Below are 19,820 nucleotides of genomic sequence, written 5' to 3'. Positions count from 1 at the left end.
GGGAGTTATATGAAAAGCTTGGAAATTTTAAAAAAAGTTGCAGAAAAGATTGTATCTTTAGATAAAAGGGTAGTTGAGGTATTTATACACTCAGATTCACCAAAGGATCCTTTAAAAACCGATGAAATATATCTTGTATGTCATCTATTAGATCCAGAAATAACCCATGATTTAGATGCATTTGATGATATGGGAACCATCTGGTCCCTTGAAATAACGGAAAAACTGACTCCTTTTTTAGAAGAGATAAACTTAAATCCTGAAGTTATTATTATGCCATTTAATTATAAGTTGTATTCCCAGGGAGAATATGGTGAGTACTATATTACCCTATATTTAAAAGAAGGGTATTCATCTGTATTTGAAACAGCTGATAAAGTAGTAAAGGACACTTATTAAATTTTTAATGGGATTTATCTTTTTCAAGTTGCTGTTTCACCCTGTATATCCCAGAGCCAACCATTGTAATTAAAAATACAAATATCCCCACTACCCCAAAAAATCCCTGGATTGTTGAATGGCTCATGTTTTTTATAAGTTCAAGCAATGTATGCATTTATCCCTCCCTTTATTTTATGTATAAAGGACACATATAGTAAAACCCCTCACTTAAATTAAAAGGGGAGCTATTTTTTGCTGCCCCAAGGATCCTTTTTATCAAAGGCTCTTTTTTTTGTGGTCCTTCTATTATTTCAATTTCTTCTGATGTATTACATAATTTTTTTAGAATTTTTATGGCCTTGGACATATTTCCCAGATAATCCACAAGGCCCAGTTCCTTTGCCTGCAGCCCTGTAAATACCCTTCCATCGGAGATGGATAATACCTTTTTTTTCTCCAGTTTTCTACCCTTGACCACTGCTTCTATGAACTGGTTGTACAGATTGTCAATTAATCCCTTTAAGTATCTTCTTTGTTCCTCGGTTAGTTTTTTTAGAGGGGAGCCAGCCATTTTGAATTTACCAGTTGCAATGGATTGATCTTCCACCCCCAATTTTTTTAAGAGGTCTTCAATGGAAATCAAATTTGCAATCACTCCTATACTACCCGTTATAGTTCCTGGATTTGCCACAATGGCCCTTGCACCACAACTAATATAATATGCCCCTGATGCAGCTACACTACCCATGGAAACCACAACAGGCTTTACTTTGTCCAAACTTGCTACTGCCTCATATATTTCCTGGGATGGGGCGACCACTCCCCCTGGTGAGTTTATCCTCAAAATTACCCCTACAACATGAGAGTCATTTTTTAGTTTATCTATCCAATCTATATATTTTCTGGAATCTGTAATGGTTCCAGAAATATTCACAAGTCCGATTTTTTTTGATTGCAAAAAAGGAATTGATACCTTGCCCTTTATATATGAAAAAAAGGCCATGGTACTGATTATAAGTACCACAGCCAATATAATCAAAAATAGTCCAAAAATAAATGGGTGTCTTTGACTAAATTTGGGCTTACTGTTTATCATTTTCCAATTTTTGTTTAATTAGCTCACCTAAATTGCTTCCAGCATCTTTTTTCCGCTTTTTCTCTTCTTCTATTTTCCTCTTTGCCTCATCTTCTAAGTATTGTTTCACAGATAGCCCAAGCCTTCTCTCTTCTGCACTTACCCTGATTACCTTTGCAGTTACCTCTTGACCGACCTTATAGAGTTCATTTGCGTCCTGTATCTTTTTATCGCTTGCCTCTGAAATATATACAAGCCCTTCAATTCCCTCTTCCACTTCTACAAAAAGACCAAAGTCAGTGATATTGGTAATCTTTCCTGTGACGTAAGTTCCCTCAGGATATTTTTCTGGGATCTTTAACCAGGGGTCTTCTGTGAGTTGTTTAATACCCAATGTGAATTTTTCATTTTCCTTATCAACAGTGAGTACTTTAGCCCTTATAATTTCACCAGGCTTGTATAGCTCCCCTGGATGATGTATCTTTTTTGTCCAGGATATATCAGATACGTGGATTAGGCCATCAATACCCTCTTCTATGCCAACAAAAATTCCAAAATCAGTGATATTTTTAATTGGGGCCTCTAAGACAGTCCCTTCTGGATATTTTTCAGCAACTATATCCCATGGATTTGGTCTAACCTGTTTCATCCCAAGGGAAATTCTCTTCTTATCAGTGTCAATGCCAAGGACAACAACCTCAACTTCATCACCTAACTGGACCATTTGGGATGGGTGTTTTAGCTTTCTAGTCCAGGACATCTCAGAGATGTGTACCAGTCCTTCAACCCCTGGCTCCAATTCCACAAAAGCGCCATAGTCCACAATGTTTGTGACCTTTCCAAGGGTCTTAGACCCTTCAGGATATTTTTTGTGTATATCTTCCCATGGATTGGGAACCAGTTGCTTAAGCCCTAAGGATACTTTATTTTCTTCTTTGTCATAGTTTAAGACCATGAGCTCCAATGTGTCTCCTAGCTGCACCATCTCTTTTGGATGCTTGATCTTTTTCCACGACATATCTGTTATATGGAGCAGACCATCCAATCCACCTAAGTCTATAAATACTCCATAATCAGTTATATTCTTGACTTTTCCTTTGACTACCATCCCCTCTTTCAGGGTGGAAATGAGCTCTTTTCTCCTTTGTTCCCTTTCCTCTTCCAGGATTACTCGACGAGATACTATTACATTGCTTCTCTTTCTATTTATCTTTAGTACCCTAAAATCAAATCTCTCCCCAACCAGTGCATCCATGTCTGGAACTGGCCTAAGGTCCACATGGGAGCCTGGTAAAAAGGCCTCAATCCCTAAGACCTCTACTGTGTATCCACCTTTTATCCTTTTTACAATTTTACCCGGAACATTTTGATTTTCTTCTTGAATCTTTTCCAGTTCATCCAACACCCTCATCTTCTTGGCACGTTTGTAGGAGAGAGAAATAGTGCCCTCTAAATCATTTTTGTGGATAACAAATACCTCAACCTTATCCCCTTCTTTTACATCCAAATTTCCATCGCTATCTTGGAATTCTTCAATTGGGATCTGTCCCTCAGATTTGAAATTTACATCCACCAATACCTTGTCTGGATCGATCCTAACCACTCTACCTTTAACAATTGTTCCATCTTCAATGTCTAAGAAATCCTTTTCTAAATAATCTTCTAGCATGGAAGAAAAGCTGGAATCTTCTGCCACTGGAATGTCTCCATTTAAAAATTCGCTGTGTTTAATAGGTCTTGTGTTTATCATTAACGTAATACCCCCTAACCAAAATTTGCCCATTGATATCAAAATGTTTATTTTAAAGCAATATTATTTTGTCTCTTATTTCTAAATTTTCTGAAGTCAAAGGGATTAAAGATAAATACTGGGTCAAAACAGGCTCAAATAATCCCAGATAAGTCATAGTCATAGGTGTCCTGGACCGCTACATCCACCATATCTCCAGGTCCAATTTTCTCCCCAGATACATAGAATGTCCCATCAATTTCAGGGGCAAAGAACCATGGCCTGCCTTCGTATAAGGTGGGCCACTGACTACTCTTTTTGTCTATTAAAATCTTTAGCCTCTTACCTTTATAGGATTTTAGATGATTCCTGCTTATGGTTTTTTGGATTTCCATTATTATTTGTTTTCTCTCCTCTTTAACATCTTCTGGAACATGGTGTGAGTATTTTGCTGCAACAGTTCCCTCTTCAGCAGAGTAAGAAAATATCCCCACATGGTGGAACTTCATTTTTTCCACAAATCGAACCAGGTGGTGGAAATGTTCATTCTCTTCTCCAGGAAACCCAACAATAAAGCTTGTCCTCACAACTGCATTTTCAAAATATTTTCTTATTAATTGGACAATCTCTTCAACTCCCACTTGAAAGGGCCTTCCCATTTTTTTTAAAATTTCTGGATGCGAGTGTTGCAGGGGAATATCAAAGTAAGGGATAAAGGGCGGAGTTATTTCCTTCAAAAATTTAAGAAAATCCTCAGTTATCCCCTTTGGATATAAATATAGGAGCCTAAGCCATACCAGGTCTTCTAGCTTTGATAGCCCTTCTAATAATGTGTATAGACTATTTTTCCCTTGTAAGTCCTTTCCATATGAGGTTACGTCCTGGGCAACTACAACTATTTCCTTTCTCCCTGTGGAGAGTATATATTTTGCCTGGTCTATTAATTCCTGTTGTGGAAAAGACCTAAGTGGACCCCTGATCTTTGGAATAATACAGAAACTACACCTATTATTACATCCCTCTGCTATTTTCAGATATCCATAGGATGGTGGAGTGGAGATAATTCTTTTCATATTTGTGGTTAATGGTTTTTTTGAAAAGTATCTAGCAACTATCTCTTTTAGTTTATGTTGATCACCTATTGGCAAAAACAAATCCACCTCTGGGAGTTCTTTTAATAAGTCTTTATAATATCTGTTTACAAGACAGCCTGTTACAATAAAAACGGGCTTATTATCCCTGTTTTTTATTTCTTCAATTATTTCAATTATAGTATCAATTGACTCCTGGGTCGCATCCTCTATAAATGCACATGTATTTATTAATATAATGTCTGCATCTTTTGCAGAGGATATGGGTACGCACAAATGGTTAAGGGAGCCCAGCATTGTCTCTGTGTCCACTAAATTTTTGGGGCATCCCAGACTTATGGTGTATAACTTTTTTTTATCCATTTTTTGGGGTTTAATGTTTTTCTTTATAATATATCCAATACATTTACTTTTTTGGGTTTACATTAAATTACTTGACTTTATTTTTTGATTTCTTGAGATTAAGAGTATGCATTATGGGTATTTGGGGTTTAATTTTAGTTTTTTATTGTGTCAACCTCAATTTTAGGAGAGTGTATGAAGCTTGTGTTAGCAACGAAAAATAAGGGAAAAATAAAAGAGATTGAAGATATAATTTTGAAAAAGGATTTGGGCATTGAGCTGTTAAGTCTTAGAGACTTTCCCGAAATTGGGGATATTCCAGAACCAGAGCAGACCTTTGAGGGCAATGCCTTATATAAGGCAAGATATGTATGTGAAAAAACCGGTTATGCTGCCCTGTCAGATGATTCAGGCCTGGAGGTGGATGCACTTTCTGGAAGACCTGGTGTCTATTCTGCGAGGTTTGCAGGGGAAGGTGCAACAGATGAGGAAAAAAACAAAAAGCTCCTTGGACTTATGAAAGACATACCTTTTGATAGGCGTGGGGCACAATTTAGGTGTGTTATGGTTTTGTATGCAAAGACTGGCGATTATGTTGTGACCCAGGGAATTTGGAGGGGAAAGATTGCCTTTCAGCCTGAAGGTGACCAGGGATTTGGCTATGATCCCATATTTTTTGACGAAAAATTGGGCATGTGTGCAGCCTGTCTCTCTCTTGAGGAGAAAAATAGATTAAGCCATAGGGGGCAGGCCTTAGCTAAAATCACAAAAATAATAAAGCCATTTTTTGATATGGCCTTTAGGGGGGACCAATGTGTGGAATTATAGGATATATTGGACACAGACCAGCAGTTCCTATACTTTTGGAAGGTCTAAAGAGGCTCGAGTATCGAGGGTATGATTCTGCAGGAATAGCATATATTCAACAGGGAAAATTAAAGATTATAAAATCAAAGGGGAAAATATCCTCTTTAGAAGATAAGGTTTTTGCAAACGATCCATTGCACTCAACTATTGGAATTGGCCACACAAGGTGGGCCACCCATGGGGTGCCAAATGAACAAAATGCCCATCCCCATGTGGATTCCCTTGGTGAAATATGTGTTGTCCACAATGGGATTATTGAAAATTATGCACAAATAAAAGAATCCCTTATTGATGAGGGTATTGATTTTGCCTCTGATACTGATACTGAGGTCCTTGTGCATCTAATTTCAAAGGAATATAACAGGACAGGAGATCCTCTTTCAGCAATAAGATATTGTCTAAACCAGGTTCAGGGTTCCTATGCAATAGGGGTTATATTTTTAAATAGGCCAAATGAGCTTTGGGCTGCAAGACATTCCAGTCCCCTTATTGTAGGTGTGGGTGTTGGAGAGAATTTTATAGGCTCAGATATTCCAGCATTTTTGCCATATACAAAGGAAGTAATCTTTTTAGAAGACAGTGAAATAGCAAGATTAACTGCACATACTACTAATATATATTCCTTAGACAAGGAGATAGAGGTAAAAAAGGAGGTTCAAAAAGTTCCCTGGGATATTAGTCTGGCAGAAAAAGGCGGTTACAAACACTTTATGTTAAAGGAGATAATGGAACAGCCTAGGGTTATTTATGATGCCCTTGCAGGAAGAATAGATTATAAAGATAAAAGGGTTGTATTAACAGAGCTTGATGGGATATCTATACCAAAAAAAATGCACATAGTTGCCTGTGGTACCTCTTATCATGCTGGATTTTGGGGGAAATATCTATTTGAAAGATTGGCTAAGATACCTGTTGAAGTAGATATAGCATCTGAGTTTAGGTATAGGGATCCCTTAATAGATAAGGATGATCTAGTTGTTGTTATAAGTCAGTCTGGCGAGACTGCAGATACCCTGGCAGGACTTCGCATGGTTAAAAAAATGGGAACCAAGGTAGTTGGCATATGCAATGTTGTTGGTTCATCAGTGGCAAGGGAATCAGATCAGGTGTTATATACCCAGGCAGGTCCAGAGATTAGTGTTGCATCAACCAAGGCAATGTGTTCCCAGATGGTAGTCATATTGCTAATGACACTATATTTTGCTAAAAGAAAAAACTTAATAGAAGAGAATTTGTACAATTATATTATAACTGGCCTAAAAGACCTGCCTTCCATCCTAGAAAAAGAGCTCCCAAAGATTAGGGATATGGCAAGGGAACTAGCTGTGGCCTACAGTTTTTCCAGGAGCTTTTTTTTCCTTGGAAGGGGACTTAATTATCCCCTGGCCTTAGAAGGTGCACTAAAACTTAAAGAAATATCTTACATACATGCAGAAGGATATGCAGCAGGGGAGATGAAACATGGGCCAATTGCTCTGATTGACCCTGAGTTCCCTAGCTTTGTGATTGCCACAGAAGACGAGCTTTTTAATAAGGTTATATCCAATATAAAGGAAATACAGGCAAGAAAAGGTCCTATTATTTGTCTGACACATCCAGGCTTTGAAGTGTTTGCAGACCACGTATGGGAAATACCCAATTTGGGGGATGTACTAACCAGTTTTCTAATTTTACCTGCACTTCAGCTTTTTGCCTATGAAATGGCTGTATACCTTGGTAAAGATGTGGATCAACCTAGAAATCTTGCAAAAAGCGTTACTGTGGAATAGATATGGGTATGAGAAGATTTTTTTTGTTATTTTTTTTAATACTCTATTTTACCTCAACTTATATCTCTTATGCATCCACATGTAGGACCCTTTTTTTAAAGGGATACAAAAGTTTTTACTCCTTAAAAAAAGACAGAAAGAGATCTAAATATAGATCCAAATGGATTAGAGTAAAGGATATTTTCTATAAAGCATATAGGTGCAATAAAAAAGGGCCTTATGCCCCCAAGGCCCTATACTATATTGCCAGGTCATATCAAGAGCTTGGTAAAAGGTCACATCTAAAAAAAGATTTTATAAATTCCATAAGATATTTTGATCTATTGGTGAAAAGATATCCATCCCATTCCTGGGGAGATGATGCCAAACTTTACTCTGCCAAAATAAAATTGAATAGATTAAAAGATGTTGAAGATGCATACATTGACCTGCTATATATAGAGAATATGTACCCAAATGGTGACAAAGTAGAAGAGGCAAAAAAACTACTAAAGGAGCTTGATGGGAAGTATTTGAGAAAGATATATCCTTTAAAGACTAAGTCCAATGGTAAAAAATCAGTTAAAGGGTTTGATGGGAGGAAAAACTACCTGGCAAAGGTATTAAATATCAGGAAATGGATGGATAAAGATTATGCAAGGGTAGTTGCGGACCTATCACACGAGGTAAGCTTTAAAAGGTTTGTGTTAAAAGGTATTAAATATTCCAGGTTGGTGGTAGATCTAATGGGTGCATATCTGCCCAAAAATCTCTTGGACAAGGAGGAGATAGGATTAAATAAGGGTTTTTTGACTAAAGTGAGGTTTTCCCAATATAGAAAAAATGTTGTAAGACTAGTATTGTATATTAGAAACATAAAAGATTTTAAAGTATTTACTCTACAAAATCCATTTAGGGTAGTTGTGGATATTTATGGGAAAAAGAATCTTGAAAATGTTAAGCTCGTAAAAGATGCAGTAAAAAAATCAACTAAGGTCTCTGAATCTTTGATTGAACAATTGGGATTGGATATAAGAACTATTATGATAGATCCAGGGCATGGTGGAAAAGACCCTGGTGCAATTTATAGAGGAGTCAGGGAAAAGGACATAAATTTAAGGATGGCAAAGATTTTAGGAAGAATGCTAAAGAAGAAGGGCTTTAAAGTCCTCTATACCCGTACCACAGATAAATTTATTCCCTTAGAAGAGAGGACTGTTATGGCAAATACAAGGGGCGCGGATCTTTTTATCTCCCTACATGTGAATGCCTGTAGGAATAGGAGAGTTAGTGGGATAGAAGTTTATTACCTAAACATAGCAAGTTCAAAGGACGCAATTAGGGTAGCTGCAAGGGAGAATGCTGTGTCCTCAAAAAAAATAAGTGATCTACAATTGATTTTAACAGATCTTATGTTAAATTCAAAAATAAAGGAATCTTCAGCCCTGGCATCTAAGGTGTTAAATAATATACTTTTAGATTGCAGGGCATATCATCCTGAAAGCAATGGTGTTAGACAGGCACCATTTTATGTACTTATGGGAGCCCGAATGCCTGCTATTTTGATCGAAATAGGATATTTAACCAATCCAGTAGAAAGAAGAAGACTTAAGTCTTATTCCTATTTAAAGAGGATAGCAAAGGGCATTGTAGATGGAGTCTTGGCCTATAGAAGGGATATTAAAAAGTTTGCAGGGCTATAAAAGTTCAGGGTTCATTGTTGTATTGGGGGGATACAGGACATGGAACTTTTGAACACTGAGGAAAGGATATGGAAAAGGAATTTGACGTAATAATTGTTGGAGGAGGGCCCGCTGGGCTATTTGCTGGATATTTTATAGCTAAGCATTCAAATTTAAGGGTCTTGATTTTGGAGAAAGGGACCTTCCCAAAGAAGAGGAAGTGTCCCATGTCAAAGGATAATGGATGCAAAAGCTGTGATCCATGCAATATAATGTGTGGCATAGGGGGAGCAGGTCTTTTTAGTGACGGAAAATTAAATTTTATACCTAAACTAGGAAAGACCGATTTTACCCAATTTATGGATATAGACCAGGCTAACTCGCTCATTGAAGAGACAGAGGCTGTTTTTACTGAGTTTGGTATGGATGGCGATGTTTTTCCAACAGATATAGACAAGGCAAAACATATCAGGAAAGAGGCAAGAAAAGAAGGGATAGAACTTCTTATTATTAAACAAAAACACCTTGGAACAGATCATCTCCCAGAATATATCGAAAATATGATGAACTATTTAGTTTCTAAAGGAGTTAAAATTCTAACCAAAGTAGATGCACAGGACTTGATTATTGAGGGAGATAAAATCAAAGGGATCATAACATCCAAAGGACCATTTTATGCAAGAAATGTCATATTGGCCCCTGGAAGGATTGGGGCCGATTGGCTGGTGTCATTGGCCAAAAAGTACAATATTGGGATGATCCAGCGGGGCATTGAGGTGGGTGTTAGAGTGGAGGTTTTAAACGACATCATGGATGACGTTACTGATATTATTTATGACCCAACTTTTTTTATCCAGACCAAAAAGTATGACGACCAAACCAGGACTTTCTGTACAAATAAAGGTGGCTATGTTACAATGGAAAACTACAAAAAGTTTGTGTGCGTAAATGGTCATGCCTATATGGATAGAAAGTCAGAAAATACTAATTTTGCCTTTCTATCAAAGGTGGTTTTAACTGAACCTGTTACTGATAACCATAGATATGGTGAATCAATTGGGCGCCTGGCAACATTAATTGGTGGAGGAAAGCCAATTTTACAGAGATTTGGAGATCTAAAAAGGGGGAGGAGGAGTACCTGGAACAGGATACAAAAGGGATTCATTGTCCCAACATTAACAAATGTGACCTGTGGTGATATCGCAATGGCCCTTCCTGAGAGGATACTAACAAACATAGTGGAAGGGCTTCAGATGTTAAACAGGGTGGTGCCAGGGGTTGCAAATGACGAGACCCTTTTATATGCACCAGAAATTAAATTTTTTTCCACTCAGATTGAGACAAACAACAAGTTGGAAACTAAATTTAAGGGGCTGTATGTTGCAGGAGATGGGGCTGGGGTTGCAGGCAACATAGTGGCTGCAGCTGCCAGTGGCATTATCCCTGCAAAAGATATTGTTGAAAAATAAAAGGAGGGAATTTGTCATGATTAAGAGCCTTCACTGTTTAATTAGTGGTAAGGTCCAGGGTGTTGGTTTTAGGGCCTGGACCAAAGGGATAGCAGATCAAATGGGAATTTGTGGATGGGTGAGGAATTTAAATGATGGACGGGTAGAGGTTTTGGCCCAGGGACCTAAGGAAAAGCTAGAGGAATTTAAAGGCAAATTGGCCCGTGGACCTGTTGTTAGCAGGGTAGAAGATATTGAGTGTAAATACATTGATTATGATAAAGAGCACAAGAAATTTGAATTGAGGCTTTAATAAGCTTAATTTTCAAATCTCTCCACTATCCTGTTTAACTGTCTTCCTATTGGAGTATCTCTATAGATCTCTTTTTCTATGTTGGTAATACCTTTTATTACAGTGGAATGCCTGCGATTAAAGAGTCTTCCTATGTCTTTTAGGGTCAGTTCTGTATATTTTCTGGCGAGATAAAATGCAGTATTTCTTGCTACTACAATGTTTCTTTTTCTAGAGCGAGACCGGAGATTTTCTGGAGACAATTCAAATACTGAACATACGGTCTTTATTATTTGTTCAATGGAAGGGGTTTCCACTATGTCTGTGTGGTTTTGAATGATTTCCTTTGCAAGCTCCATGTTTATATTCATATTGAGGAGTCTTGCCTTTAGGGCCATATTTTTTATGCAACTCTCAAGCTGTCTAATATCTGTTTTTATCTTTGAAGCAACAAATTTGGATACAGTGTCTGGAATGTTTATTTCATAGAACCTGGCCTTTTTTTTGATAATTTCCAATCGTAGCTGAAAATCTGGTTTATGGATAGGAGCAATTAATCCAGAACAAAGATATGACGTGAGTTGAGAATCTATGTCCTTTAGTTCCTTTGGAAGAAATGAAGAAGAGAAAATAACTAACTTTCCATTTTCTTCCATTGACTTAATAAGATATAGAAGTTCCTCCTGCATTTTGCCCTTGCCCTGGAAAAAATGGATGTCTTCTAATAATAGTATATCCACTTTTTCTCTATAATATTTTTTAAATTGATTTATGTCCCCGCTCCTGAGTGCCCATACTAACTGGTTGGCAAATTCCTCTGAAGATATGTATACAACATTTAGCTTACCTGGTTTGTTGTTTGTAATAAAACTGCCAACAGAATGAATCAAATGGGTCTTTCCAAGGCCAGGGGATGAGGTTAAAAATAGGGTCCCAAAGTCAATTTTTGGAGCAGTACAAATGGTTTTACACGCTGCGTAGGCAAGTTTATTTTGGGGACCAACAACAAAATCGTTAAATGAATATCTCCATGCTGGAGCATGGGTTATCTGGAACAAGTTCTTTTTTGTTGGAAGGATAAGTTCTGAAGTCTTTATAGTGGTTTTTTTTACAGGAGAGCTGACCCTTCCATTAGACCTTGTGGTTACACACACATCTACCCTTTGACCTAAACTCTCAAGAGCTACTTCCTTTATTTTTTGTAAAAGTCTGTCCTTGACCCAGCTCGTTATAAAGTCATTGGGGCTGTATAAAAATAGAGTATTGTCCTGAAGATCTCCATCTAATGGTCTTATCCAGAGATGGAATAAGCCAGATTTTAGAGATTTTTCCAAATTAGCCTTGATTTTTTCCCAATAACCACTCATGCAGCCGACTATACAAATATTTTTCTTTTTTTCAAATCAATGTTTTGCTATTTTTGGATATAAACGCTATAAATTTATTTTGTAAATATAACCTGTTGATATAATAGATTATTTATTTTAAACGTGATTTTTCTTGGGTATTTGATCAGGACCAGATTCCCCCTAATTTTAAGGAACTTTGGGTTTTTCTACAAAATTTTCCACATTTGTTCAAAAAGAATTCCACATTAAATAGTTTTTAAAAATTTAATATTTTTCAAATTTCCTTCAAATTTTGTATGTGTATCCTGAGCAGATAAAATGGTATGAATAAAAAGTCGTGGGGGTTAGTTTAATAGATGGACATGGGACGTAGTGTCCACTGTAAGAGGAGTTTTGTTTTACATGTATCAAAGGAGAAAGATTGGCCCACTAGGAGAGAATTTTTCTACTCCAAGTTTATTGACAAATTTGGGCTAGGTACTCTTTGTAGGAGTTTTTTTCTGGTTTTAGCTCAATGCTTTTTTTTATGAGTGATATTCCAGTATTTTTGTCTCTTAATTCCTCAATATAGAGCTTCCCCAAAAGGAAGATTGCCCAAGAGTCATTTGGATTTAGTCTTATGGCAGATTCCAGGTATTCTTTTGCCCTTTTTTGTTTTTTTTGTTTTAGGTAAATATTGGCAAGTAGGGTATAAGCTTGAGGGTATTTGGTGGGGTCTATTTTATTTAGCCATTTTTTGGCTAATTCAAATTGTTTTTTTAATTCACAAATCTGGGCAAGCCTAATAGTAGCAAAAATGTGTGTACCTTCAATCTCAATGCATTTTAAAAATGAGTTTTCTGCTTCTTTCAGGTTGTTTAATTTCAGGTAAATGGATCCTAAGTTATAGAAATATGTAGAAGAGAGATTTATTTTTAGGGACTCCCTAAACATTTTTAGGGCATTTATAAAATCGCCTATTTTGGCATAACAGACCCCAAGGGAATTTAAGGCAATATGGTTTTTGGAGTCCATTATAATAGATCGTTTGTACTCCTCCATTGCAGAATATATATCTCCTTTTATGAAATATTTATCGCCTCTCAAGTTAAATGTTGTTGAATTAAATATTGTTATTTTTGGTTCAGGGATAAGTAAAGCGTGTTCCAGAGAGTCTATGGAAAGTCTAATTACTTCTAGTTTACTTAAATCTAAAAGGGGATAGTTGGTTATTCCAATTTTTACATTGGTATTACATAATATAAATTTTTTTAATTCTTTAAATATTGAATTTTCTTCTCTAATTACTACATCTTTCGCTATAATTATAGATTTTTCAATCCCCATGGTTTCAGTATAGGTATCAATATTCTTTTTATTTAATGTATGGGTTAAGTCCCCTAGATTTTGTTTTGTGCCAATTGTGTACAATATGGAGAAGGCTTTTGATTCTCTAATTTTATTGTATAGGTTTAGTATGAAATTTTTACAAAGAGGAACTTTTTCTTTGTCCTTTGTATTGTCCTCAATTAATTTTAATGGATCTCCAGTTTTAATGGGGACAAAAGGGTCATGTCTAATGAGTATATCCCCCCTGGAACAATTCCTTGATGTGTGGGATACAATTAATTCAGCCTTTAGTTGGTTTGTGTCTGAATCAAAGACCTGAAAGAATTGTCCACACTTTACTCCAAAATCTTCTCCAATATTTATATCCACACTGTCCATATTAACTATTTTGCTCACAAAACCACAATTATTAAGGATGTAATCAATGGAAACAGGAGAATGTTGATTGTTACTATTTTCTAAAATTTTAAGACCATTTTTTAAGACCTTTAAAATTTCATAACCAAGGTCAACAGATTCCAGTTTCAATAAATATCCAGGTATATGGTTTGGATATTTAAGGTATAAGGTAAGGGGCTTTAATTTTAAAACGAGATGGTTTGTCTTTGTTTTTTTGAATTTATCCAGTAGGTTAGAGTGAATTCTACGAATGTCTTTTACGGAGTTGTTAGATATTGCAAATAATATATGGTCATCTTTGTCGAAAAAGACATCTTCCATATGTACAGCTTGTTTTAGGTCAATTAAGACCTCTTTTAAAAGGGTACGCCACTTATTAAACCCTAGTTTTGATAGTAGATGATTGCTGTTTAGAAATTTAATTCCAGCCACAGAAAAATTTCCCTTGGGAAAGTCTATGTCTGATATAATGAGTCTCTTTGTGCCAATATTTAAATGGGCAATCACCTGTTCTATTTTTATGTCCAGTTTGTTTAGAAATGCACTGGAGTTTAGACATGGGATGTCTGGTTCAAACATTGAAACTTTCATTAGTCCAATGTTCTCTATGATCAATTCAAAAATTTTCGTAAGAGATTCTTTGTCTGAATGTAGGGGGTTGGGTTCAATTAGATCTACTGCAATTACAACAAGCTCTGATATGTTAGACAAGGCAACTTTTATAATAATTTGCCTGGTTTCTTTTAATAACTCCACCTGAATTTTTCTTTTTGTTTGGCCTGTGGACAGGTCATTTGATATGTAGATGGCAATGTCTTTTATTTTAATAAAATTACTTAGCTTCTCTCTAATGTAATCTTTGTTATTTAATATGTCTTGAAAGGTGATGTTGTTTATCACAGTTAGTTCCCATTGTGCATTTTGCCCTTGTATTTTTCGAGGCAAAATAATATCTTTTATCCACCTTGTCTAGTGACAATCCTGTCTTTTTATAGAGATTGGAGGTATGTGATGATAGATGTTATAATGAAGGTTATTAGGGAAAGACGAAGCATTAGAAAATTTGAGGCAAGAGATGTGCCTGTGGAGAGCCTAAAAATTATTTTGGAGGCAGGTAGATGGGCCCCAAGTGGTTTGAACAATCAGCCATGGAGGTTTTTAGTTTTGTCTAATGATGATAGAAGAAAATCAGCCTTGGCAGAATGTACAAAATATGGGAAGATAATTCACCGGGCCAATATACTGATTGTGGTGTTAATTGACAAAGGTGTTATGTACAATGACACAAAGGATCACCAGGCAATAGGGGCGTGTATTCAGAATATGCTGTTGGCTGCCCATGCCTTGGGACTCGGCGCAGTCTGGCTTGGAGAGATCCTAAATAATGAAAAAAAGGTCTTGGAGATCCTCAAGTTAAAAGAGGAAAAATATGGATTAATGGCTGTAATAGCCCTAGGATATCCTGCTGAAGAAGGAAGGTCCAATAGAAAACCTTTAAAGGAATTATTGCTGGAGGAATTGTAATGTTAAAAGTATCTTGTTTCCCTTTAGGTCCACTTCAAACAAATTGTTATGTGGTACACAATAGCAAAGAGGCAATTGTAATAGATCCAGGTGGAGATCCTGCCTCTGTTTTAAATTTTTTGAAAAAAAATAATCTGATGTTACAATACATCTTAAATACCCATTTTCACTTTGATCATATCTTAGGGAATAGGGACCTTCAAAAAGCTACATCAGTAGATATTTTGGCATCAGAAAAGGATGATTTCCTGCTAAAAGCACAGGTAGGAGGAGGCGGCGGAATGTTTGGATTTCCAAAAGTTCCGCCTTTTACTTATAAAAATTTAGAAGAGGGAGAAACAAGTTGGCTAGGTGAAAGGGCATATGTGCTCTTCACCCCAGGTCACACACCAGGGAGTCTCTCTTTTTACTTTCCAGAATCAAAGATGCTTTTTTCTGGAGACCTGATATTTCAAAGATCCATAGGCCGGACAGACTTTCCAGGGGGAAGTTTAGATGAGCTTTTGGAATCAGTTAGAAAAAAGGTCTTTGTCCTTCCTGGGGATACAATAATTTATTCAGGTCATGGACCTGCTACAACGGTACACGAAGAAAAGTTGTTTAATCCCTTTTTTCAGGATGGAGTAGTGTTTTAACTAGGGAAGAATGAAAGATTGCTAAAAAAACTTTTTTCTTACTTTCCAATTATAAGGTGTCCCATTTGTGGGGGGCTTCGAAGAAATAAACATTTGTGTAGAAATTGTGTTCTTCAAATAGAATCCTTAAAGGTCAAGAAAGGTTATTGTGTAAAATGTGGGGAACTTCTTATATTCCACAAGACAAATATCTGTGGTGAGTGCCTGATGGCTCCAAGGCCTTGGGATTTTTTCTCTTTTTACGGTTATTATAGAGGAGTTTTAAAAGAGATAATCAAGGAATTTAAATATCAGGGGGATTTTTCACTTGTAGATATTTTGGGAGACCTTTTGTGTCAGGCATATGCCAAGGGAGATTTTGAATTTAGACCAGATATAATTGTCCCAGTACCTATTCACAAAAATAGACTGAAACTAAGGGGCTTTAATCAATCATTGGAGATTTCCAGAAGGCTTTCTAAGGTAATTCAGGTACCCATAGAAAAAAATACCCTAATCCGCATAAAAGATACCATCCCCCAGGTGGGCTTAAAAAAGTCTGCTAGGAAGAAAAATGTAAGGAACGTTTTTTGTGTTTTAGGAGATGTTCGCGGTGCAAATCTAATTTTAGTAGACGATGTCTATACTTCGGGTGCTACTGTATCAGAGTGTGCCAGGGTATTAAAAGGTTCTGGTGCGAAGGTAATAGGCTTGCTGGTACTTGCCAGAACCAATATTAGGAATACCTTGGATTAACTCTTGACTAATTGTATAAAATGAGATTATAAAATATTTTCTTAGGCAATTTGTTTTTTGAAAAATATCTAGTAACTACTATTCTTAAAGTTACTGGTTATAATTTTTTGGGAGGGTAGGCAGTCATGTATGTAGTACTAGAAACTGGGGGAAAACAATATCCAGTTAAAGAGGGAGATACTATAACTGTTGAAAAAGTCCCTGCTGAGGTAGGACAAGAGATTGTATTGGATAAAATTCTTTTTGCATCCAAGGATGAAGGCGGAGTACTGGTTGGGGATCCTTATTTAAATGGAAAGATTGTTTGTGAGGTTGTGGAGCAAAGCAGGCATAAAAAGGTGGTGGTCTTTAAATTTAAGAGGCGTAAAGACTATAAGAAAAAACAGGGACATCGTCAGTATTACTCAAAAATTAAGGTAAAATCCATAGAGGTTTAAGGGGGCATATTATGGCTCATAAAAAGGCAGGTGGTAGTTCTAGAAATGGAAGGGATAGCATTGGTCAAAGGCGCGGAGTTAAGCGTTTTGGTGGTCAGTTGGTAAAGGCGGGAAATATTTTGGTAAGACAACTTGGAACAAAGATATATCCTGGTGAAAATGTGGGAATGGGTAGAGATTATACCCTTTTTGCCAAGGTTGATGGATATGTAAAATATGAGAAATTTACCAGAAAAAGAAAGGTTAAGACAAGGGTGCATATTATTCCTGTTGAACAATAGGGTGTTGTTGTTTTTTTGTTTTGAACCCTTGTAAGGAGGTGGCTGATTTCAGGTGTACCTGAAAATACCGCCTCCTTTTTTTGTTTGTTAATGGATTTTGATTGTATGAAATTTGTAGATGAAGTGGAAATTTTGGTGAGAGCTGGGCGTGGTGGGAATGGATGTATTTCTTTTAGAAGGGAAAAATACATTCCCAGGGGAGGTCCAGATGGTGGAGATGGGGGCAGAGGTGGAAATGTCTATATTCAGGCAAAGGAAAACTTACATACCCTATATGATTTGAGGCTAAAAAGTATATATACAGCTGAAAATGGTCAACCTGGTCAAGGCAAACAGAAAAATGGAAGAAAAGGTAAAGACTTATATATTAATGTGCCCATGGGTACCTTGGTCTATGAAGTGGGCCAGGATGGAAATAGAAAGTTAATAGCAGATTTAGATGAAAAGGACAAAAGTATCCTGGTTGCAAGGGGAGGTCCAGGTGGCAGGGGGAATATGCACTTTAAGTCATCTGTGATGAGGGCCCCTCGTATAGCTGAGCCTGGAGGTGAGGGTGAAGCAAAGCGCCTTTTTTTAGAGCTTAAATTAATCGCTGACGTTGGTTTAATAGGGCTTCCCAATGCAGGGAAATCCACTTTTATTTCAAAAGTTTCAGCAGCAAGACCTAAGATTGCACCCTATCCTTTTACTACGATTACTCCGCAGCTTGGGGTTGTTCAGGGAGATTTTGGCGAGAAAATTGTTATTGCAGACATACCAGGACTCATAGAAGGTGCCCATCAGGGCCAGGGATTGGGAGACAAATTTTTAAGACATATTTCAAGAACCAGGGTCCTTGTCCACATTTTGAGTGTTGAAGAGATCTCTTTGGATTCTCCTTTGGATGGTTTTATGTTGGTAAATGAAGAACTCAGTAAGTTTGACCCCTCTTTGGATGTAAAACCCCAAATACAAGTGATAAATAAGATAGATTTACTCAATGAAGGGGATAGGGAATACTTAAAAAATAAGTTGAATACCCTTGGAAAAAAGGTTTACCTTGTTTCTTTAAAGACTAAAGAAGGCTTAGATGAGGTGATGAAAAGGATTTGGCTTGAGGTCAAAGGACATGTTCCTGCTATTTTTCTATAATTTCTAGGTGGTTAATAATGAATTTTCACGAAAGTATATGGGATGGCAAAATAGTAGACACAATTAGAGAGAGTATCAGACAATCTAAATTAATAGTGATAAAAGTAGGAAGTGCAGTTTTAACCAGGGGTGATAAAGGGCTGGATTTAAGAGTTGTAAATAGATTAGTGGATCAAATTTCCAGTATACACGATATGGGGAAAAAGATAATTTTAGTATCATCTGGGGCTGTTGCCACTGGGGCAACATATTTGAAATACCCACTTAGAGAGAAATTGTCCCTTGAAAAGAAACAGGCTGCAGCAGCTGTTGGCCAGAGCAGGCTTATGTATATATATGACGAGGCCTTTGAAAAATACGGCAAGATTACGGCACAGGTCCTATTAACCAAAGACGATTTAAAGAGTAGACAACGGTTTTTAAATGCCAGAAATACTTTTTTTACTTTACTATCAGAAGGTGTAATACCAATTGTAAATGAAAATGATACAGTTGTTGTAGAAGAATTAAAATTTGGTGATAATGACTACCTTGGAACATTAATTCTTAATTTGGTGGGGGCGGACCTGTTTATAAATCTTACTTCTGCCAAGGGGGTATATACCTCTAATCCAGATCTGGATCCAAATGCAAAACCAATATCCTTTATTGAAGACATAATGACCTTGGATATTGAAGCTATTTGCCAGGGCAAAACCTTGAGTGGTAGTGGGGGAATGTATTCTAAACTTCTTGCAGCAAAAAGGGCTGCCCAGCTTGGGATCCCCACTCTCATTGTGTCAGGTAAGGTCCCCTTTGTCCTTGAAAAGGTATTCTTGGGTGAAATACATGGAACATGGATACAACCCTGTGAAAATGCCATACCAAGAAGGAAATTCTGGATTGCTTACAACTTGGAACCAAAAGGTAGTGTTTTTGTTGATCTAGGAGCAAAGAATGCGTTGTTGTTTAAGGGTAAAAGTTTACTTCCTGCTGGTGTTACAAAGGTAGAGGGGATTTTTCCGGAAAATTCTTTGGTTAAAGTCTTGAGTGATGACGGAACCCAAATAGGTGTAGGTTTATGTAACTTTTCCAGTGAGGAACTAAAACTGATTTTAGGAAAAAATACCAAGGACCTTCCTTGCTTGTTGAGAAAAGACCATTGTCCAGAAGAGGTGATCCACAGGGACAATTTGTTAATAGACGCGGTTTTTTAGACCTTTGTTTAAATTTAAAAAAAAATAAAAAAATATTGACAGTGGATGTAAAAATACTTATATATCTTTTTCTCGACGCAATGGAAAATGTTCTTTAAAAAATCAAAAAAAAGTTGACAAAGTTGCTTAGAGAAGTATAATTAATTTTC

At 36.7% G+C, this 19,820-nt stretch carries 19 protein-coding genes and 1 pseudogene; 14 read left to right on the top strand and 6 right to left on the bottom strand.

Features of this window, described 5'->3' with window-relative positions; genetic code table 11:
* Positions 1-9: 9 nt before the first annotated feature.
* Entirely contained in the window at positions 10-399 is a 390-nt protein-coding gene (locus ACYQ0O_RS08425) for a hypothetical protein (RefSeq protein WP_459892065.1), read from the top strand.
* A 4-nt stretch (positions 400-403) separates the two neighbouring features.
* Here the strand turns inward: ACYQ0O_RS08425 and ACYQ0O_RS08420 are convergent, their stop codons facing one another.
* The 4 genes from ACYQ0O_RS08420 to rimO all read right to left on the bottom strand — a co-directional run bounded on the left by ACYQ0O_RS08420 (position 404) and on the right by rimO (position 4,639).
* On the bottom strand, positions 404-556 hold the full coding sequence (locus ACYQ0O_RS08420) for a hypothetical protein (protein WP_459892063.1): 153 nt from the start codon (positions 554-556) through the stop codon (positions 404-406).
* Positions 557-568: 12 nt separating this feature from the next.
* On the bottom strand, positions 569-1,477 hold the full coding sequence (sppA, locus tag ACYQ0O_RS08415) for a signal peptide peptidase SppA (protein ID WP_459892061.1): 909 nt from the start codon (positions 1,475-1,477) through the stop codon (positions 569-571).
* Entirely contained in the window at positions 1,464-3,125 is a 1,662-nt protein-coding gene (locus tag ACYQ0O_RS08410; protein WP_459892140.1) for a 30S ribosomal protein S1, read from the bottom strand. The genes sppA and ACYQ0O_RS08410 overlap by 14 nt, the downstream gene beginning before the upstream one ends.
* A gap of 215 nt (positions 3,126-3,340) precedes the next feature.
* Positions 3,341-4,639, bottom strand: coding sequence for a 30S ribosomal protein S12 methylthiotransferase RimO (gene rimO / locus ACYQ0O_RS08405; RefSeq protein ID WP_459892059.1), 1,299 nt, complete (start codon positions 4,637-4,639; stop codon positions 3,341-3,343).
* 174 nt (positions 4,640-4,813) lie between these two features.
* Between rimO and rdgB the strand changes: the two genes are divergently transcribed.
* The 5 genes from rdgB (at position 4,814) to ACYQ0O_RS08380 (ending at position 10,676) form a co-directional block, all read left to right on the top strand.
* On the top strand, positions 4,814-5,446 hold the full coding sequence (rdgB, locus tag ACYQ0O_RS08400) for an RdgB/HAM1 family non-canonical purine NTP pyrophosphatase (protein WP_459892057.1): 633 nt from the start codon (positions 4,814-4,816) through the stop codon (positions 5,444-5,446).
* A complete protein-coding gene (glmS, locus tag ACYQ0O_RS08395; RefSeq protein ID WP_459892055.1) occupies positions 5,431-7,254 on the top strand; it encodes a glutamine--fructose-6-phosphate transaminase (isomerizing) in 1,824 nt (607 codons plus the stop codon). The genes rdgB and glmS overlap by 16 nt, the downstream gene beginning before the upstream one ends.
* 8 nt (positions 7,255-7,262) lie before the next feature.
* Positions 7,263-8,936 carry an N-acetylmuramoyl-L-alanine amidase gene (locus ACYQ0O_RS08390; protein ID WP_459892053.1) on the top strand — a complete coding sequence of 558 codons (1,674 nt, stop codon included), beginning with the start codon at positions 7,263-7,265 and terminating at the stop codon, positions 8,934-8,936.
* A gap of 68 nt (positions 8,937-9,004) precedes the next feature.
* Complete coding sequence (locus tag ACYQ0O_RS08385; RefSeq protein ID WP_459892051.1) at positions 9,005-10,384, top strand: NAD(P)/FAD-dependent oxidoreductase; 1,380 nt, start codon at positions 9,005-9,007, stop codon at positions 10,382-10,384.
* Positions 10,385-10,400: 16 nt separating this feature from the next.
* On the top strand, positions 10,401-10,676 hold the full coding sequence (locus tag ACYQ0O_RS08380) for an acylphosphatase (protein ID WP_075068975.1): 276 nt from the start codon (positions 10,401-10,403) through the stop codon (positions 10,674-10,676).
* A gap of 5 nt (positions 10,677-10,681) precedes the next feature.
* On the opposite strand, the gene dnaA is transcribed toward ACYQ0O_RS08380, so the two are convergent.
* Complete coding sequence (gene dnaA / locus ACYQ0O_RS08375; protein WP_459892049.1) at positions 10,682-12,022, bottom strand: chromosomal replication initiator protein DnaA; 1,341 nt, start codon at positions 12,020-12,022, stop codon at positions 10,682-10,684.
* Positions 12,023-12,460: 438 nt separating this feature from the next.
* A complete protein-coding gene (locus ACYQ0O_RS08370; RefSeq protein WP_459892047.1) occupies positions 12,461-14,677 on the bottom strand; it encodes a tetratricopeptide repeat protein in 2,217 nt (738 codons plus the stop codon).
* Between the two features lie 66 nt (positions 14,678-14,743).
* Here ACYQ0O_RS08370 and ACYQ0O_RS08365 point away from each other — a divergent pair, with 66 nt between their 5' ends.
* The 8 genes and pseudogenes from ACYQ0O_RS08365 to proB all read left to right on the top strand — a co-directional run bounded on the left by ACYQ0O_RS08365 (position 14,744) and on the right by proB (position 19,671).
* Positions 14,744-15,256: a nitroreductase family protein gene (locus tag ACYQ0O_RS08365; RefSeq protein WP_459892045.1), complete on the top strand. Its 513-nt coding sequence runs from the start codon at positions 14,744-14,746 to the stop codon at positions 15,254-15,256.
* Complete coding sequence (locus ACYQ0O_RS08360; RefSeq protein ID WP_459892043.1) at positions 15,256-15,891, top strand: MBL fold metallo-hydrolase; 636 nt, start codon at positions 15,256-15,258, stop codon at positions 15,889-15,891. Before ACYQ0O_RS08365 ends, ACYQ0O_RS08360 begins: the two co-directional genes overlap by 1 nt.
* An 18-nt stretch (positions 15,892-15,909) precedes the next feature.
* A pseudogene (locus tag ACYQ0O_RS08355) lies at positions 15,910-16,086 on the top strand (double zinc ribbon domain-containing protein); the annotation flags it as partial.
* A 12-nt stretch (positions 16,087-16,098) separates the two neighbouring features.
* On the top strand, positions 16,099-16,626 hold the full coding sequence (locus ACYQ0O_RS08350; RefSeq protein ID WP_459892138.1) for a ComF family protein: 528 nt from the start codon (positions 16,099-16,101) through the stop codon (positions 16,624-16,626).
* Positions 16,627-16,751: 125 nt separating this feature from the next.
* The gene (gene rplU / locus ACYQ0O_RS08345; protein WP_459892041.1) at positions 16,752-17,063 is read left to right on the top strand and encodes a 50S ribosomal protein L21; all 312 of its coding nucleotides are present in this window, start codon (positions 16,752-16,754) and stop codon (positions 17,061-17,063) included.
* An 11-nt stretch (positions 17,064-17,074) separates the two neighbouring features.
* Positions 17,075-17,344: a 50S ribosomal protein L27 gene (gene rpmA, locus ACYQ0O_RS08340; RefSeq protein WP_075068974.1), complete on the top strand. Its 270-nt coding sequence runs from the start codon at positions 17,075-17,077 to the stop codon at positions 17,342-17,344.
* Positions 17,345-17,449: 105 nt separating this feature from the next.
* Positions 17,450-18,475 carry a GTPase ObgE gene (obgE, locus tag ACYQ0O_RS08335; RefSeq protein WP_459892038.1) on the top strand — a complete coding sequence of 342 codons (1,026 nt, stop codon included), beginning with the start codon at positions 17,450-17,452 and terminating at the stop codon, positions 18,473-18,475.
* A gap of 17 nt (positions 18,476-18,492) precedes the next feature.
* Positions 18,493-19,671 carry a glutamate 5-kinase gene (proB, locus tag ACYQ0O_RS08330; RefSeq protein WP_459892036.1) on the top strand — a complete coding sequence of 393 codons (1,179 nt, stop codon included), beginning with the start codon at positions 18,493-18,495 and terminating at the stop codon, positions 19,669-19,671.
* Positions 19,672-19,820 lie beyond the last annotated feature (149 nt).

It is taken from the genome of Desulfothermus okinawensis JCM 13304, assembly GCF_054654515.1.
This window is presented reverse-complemented; position numbering and strand designations above follow the sequence as displayed.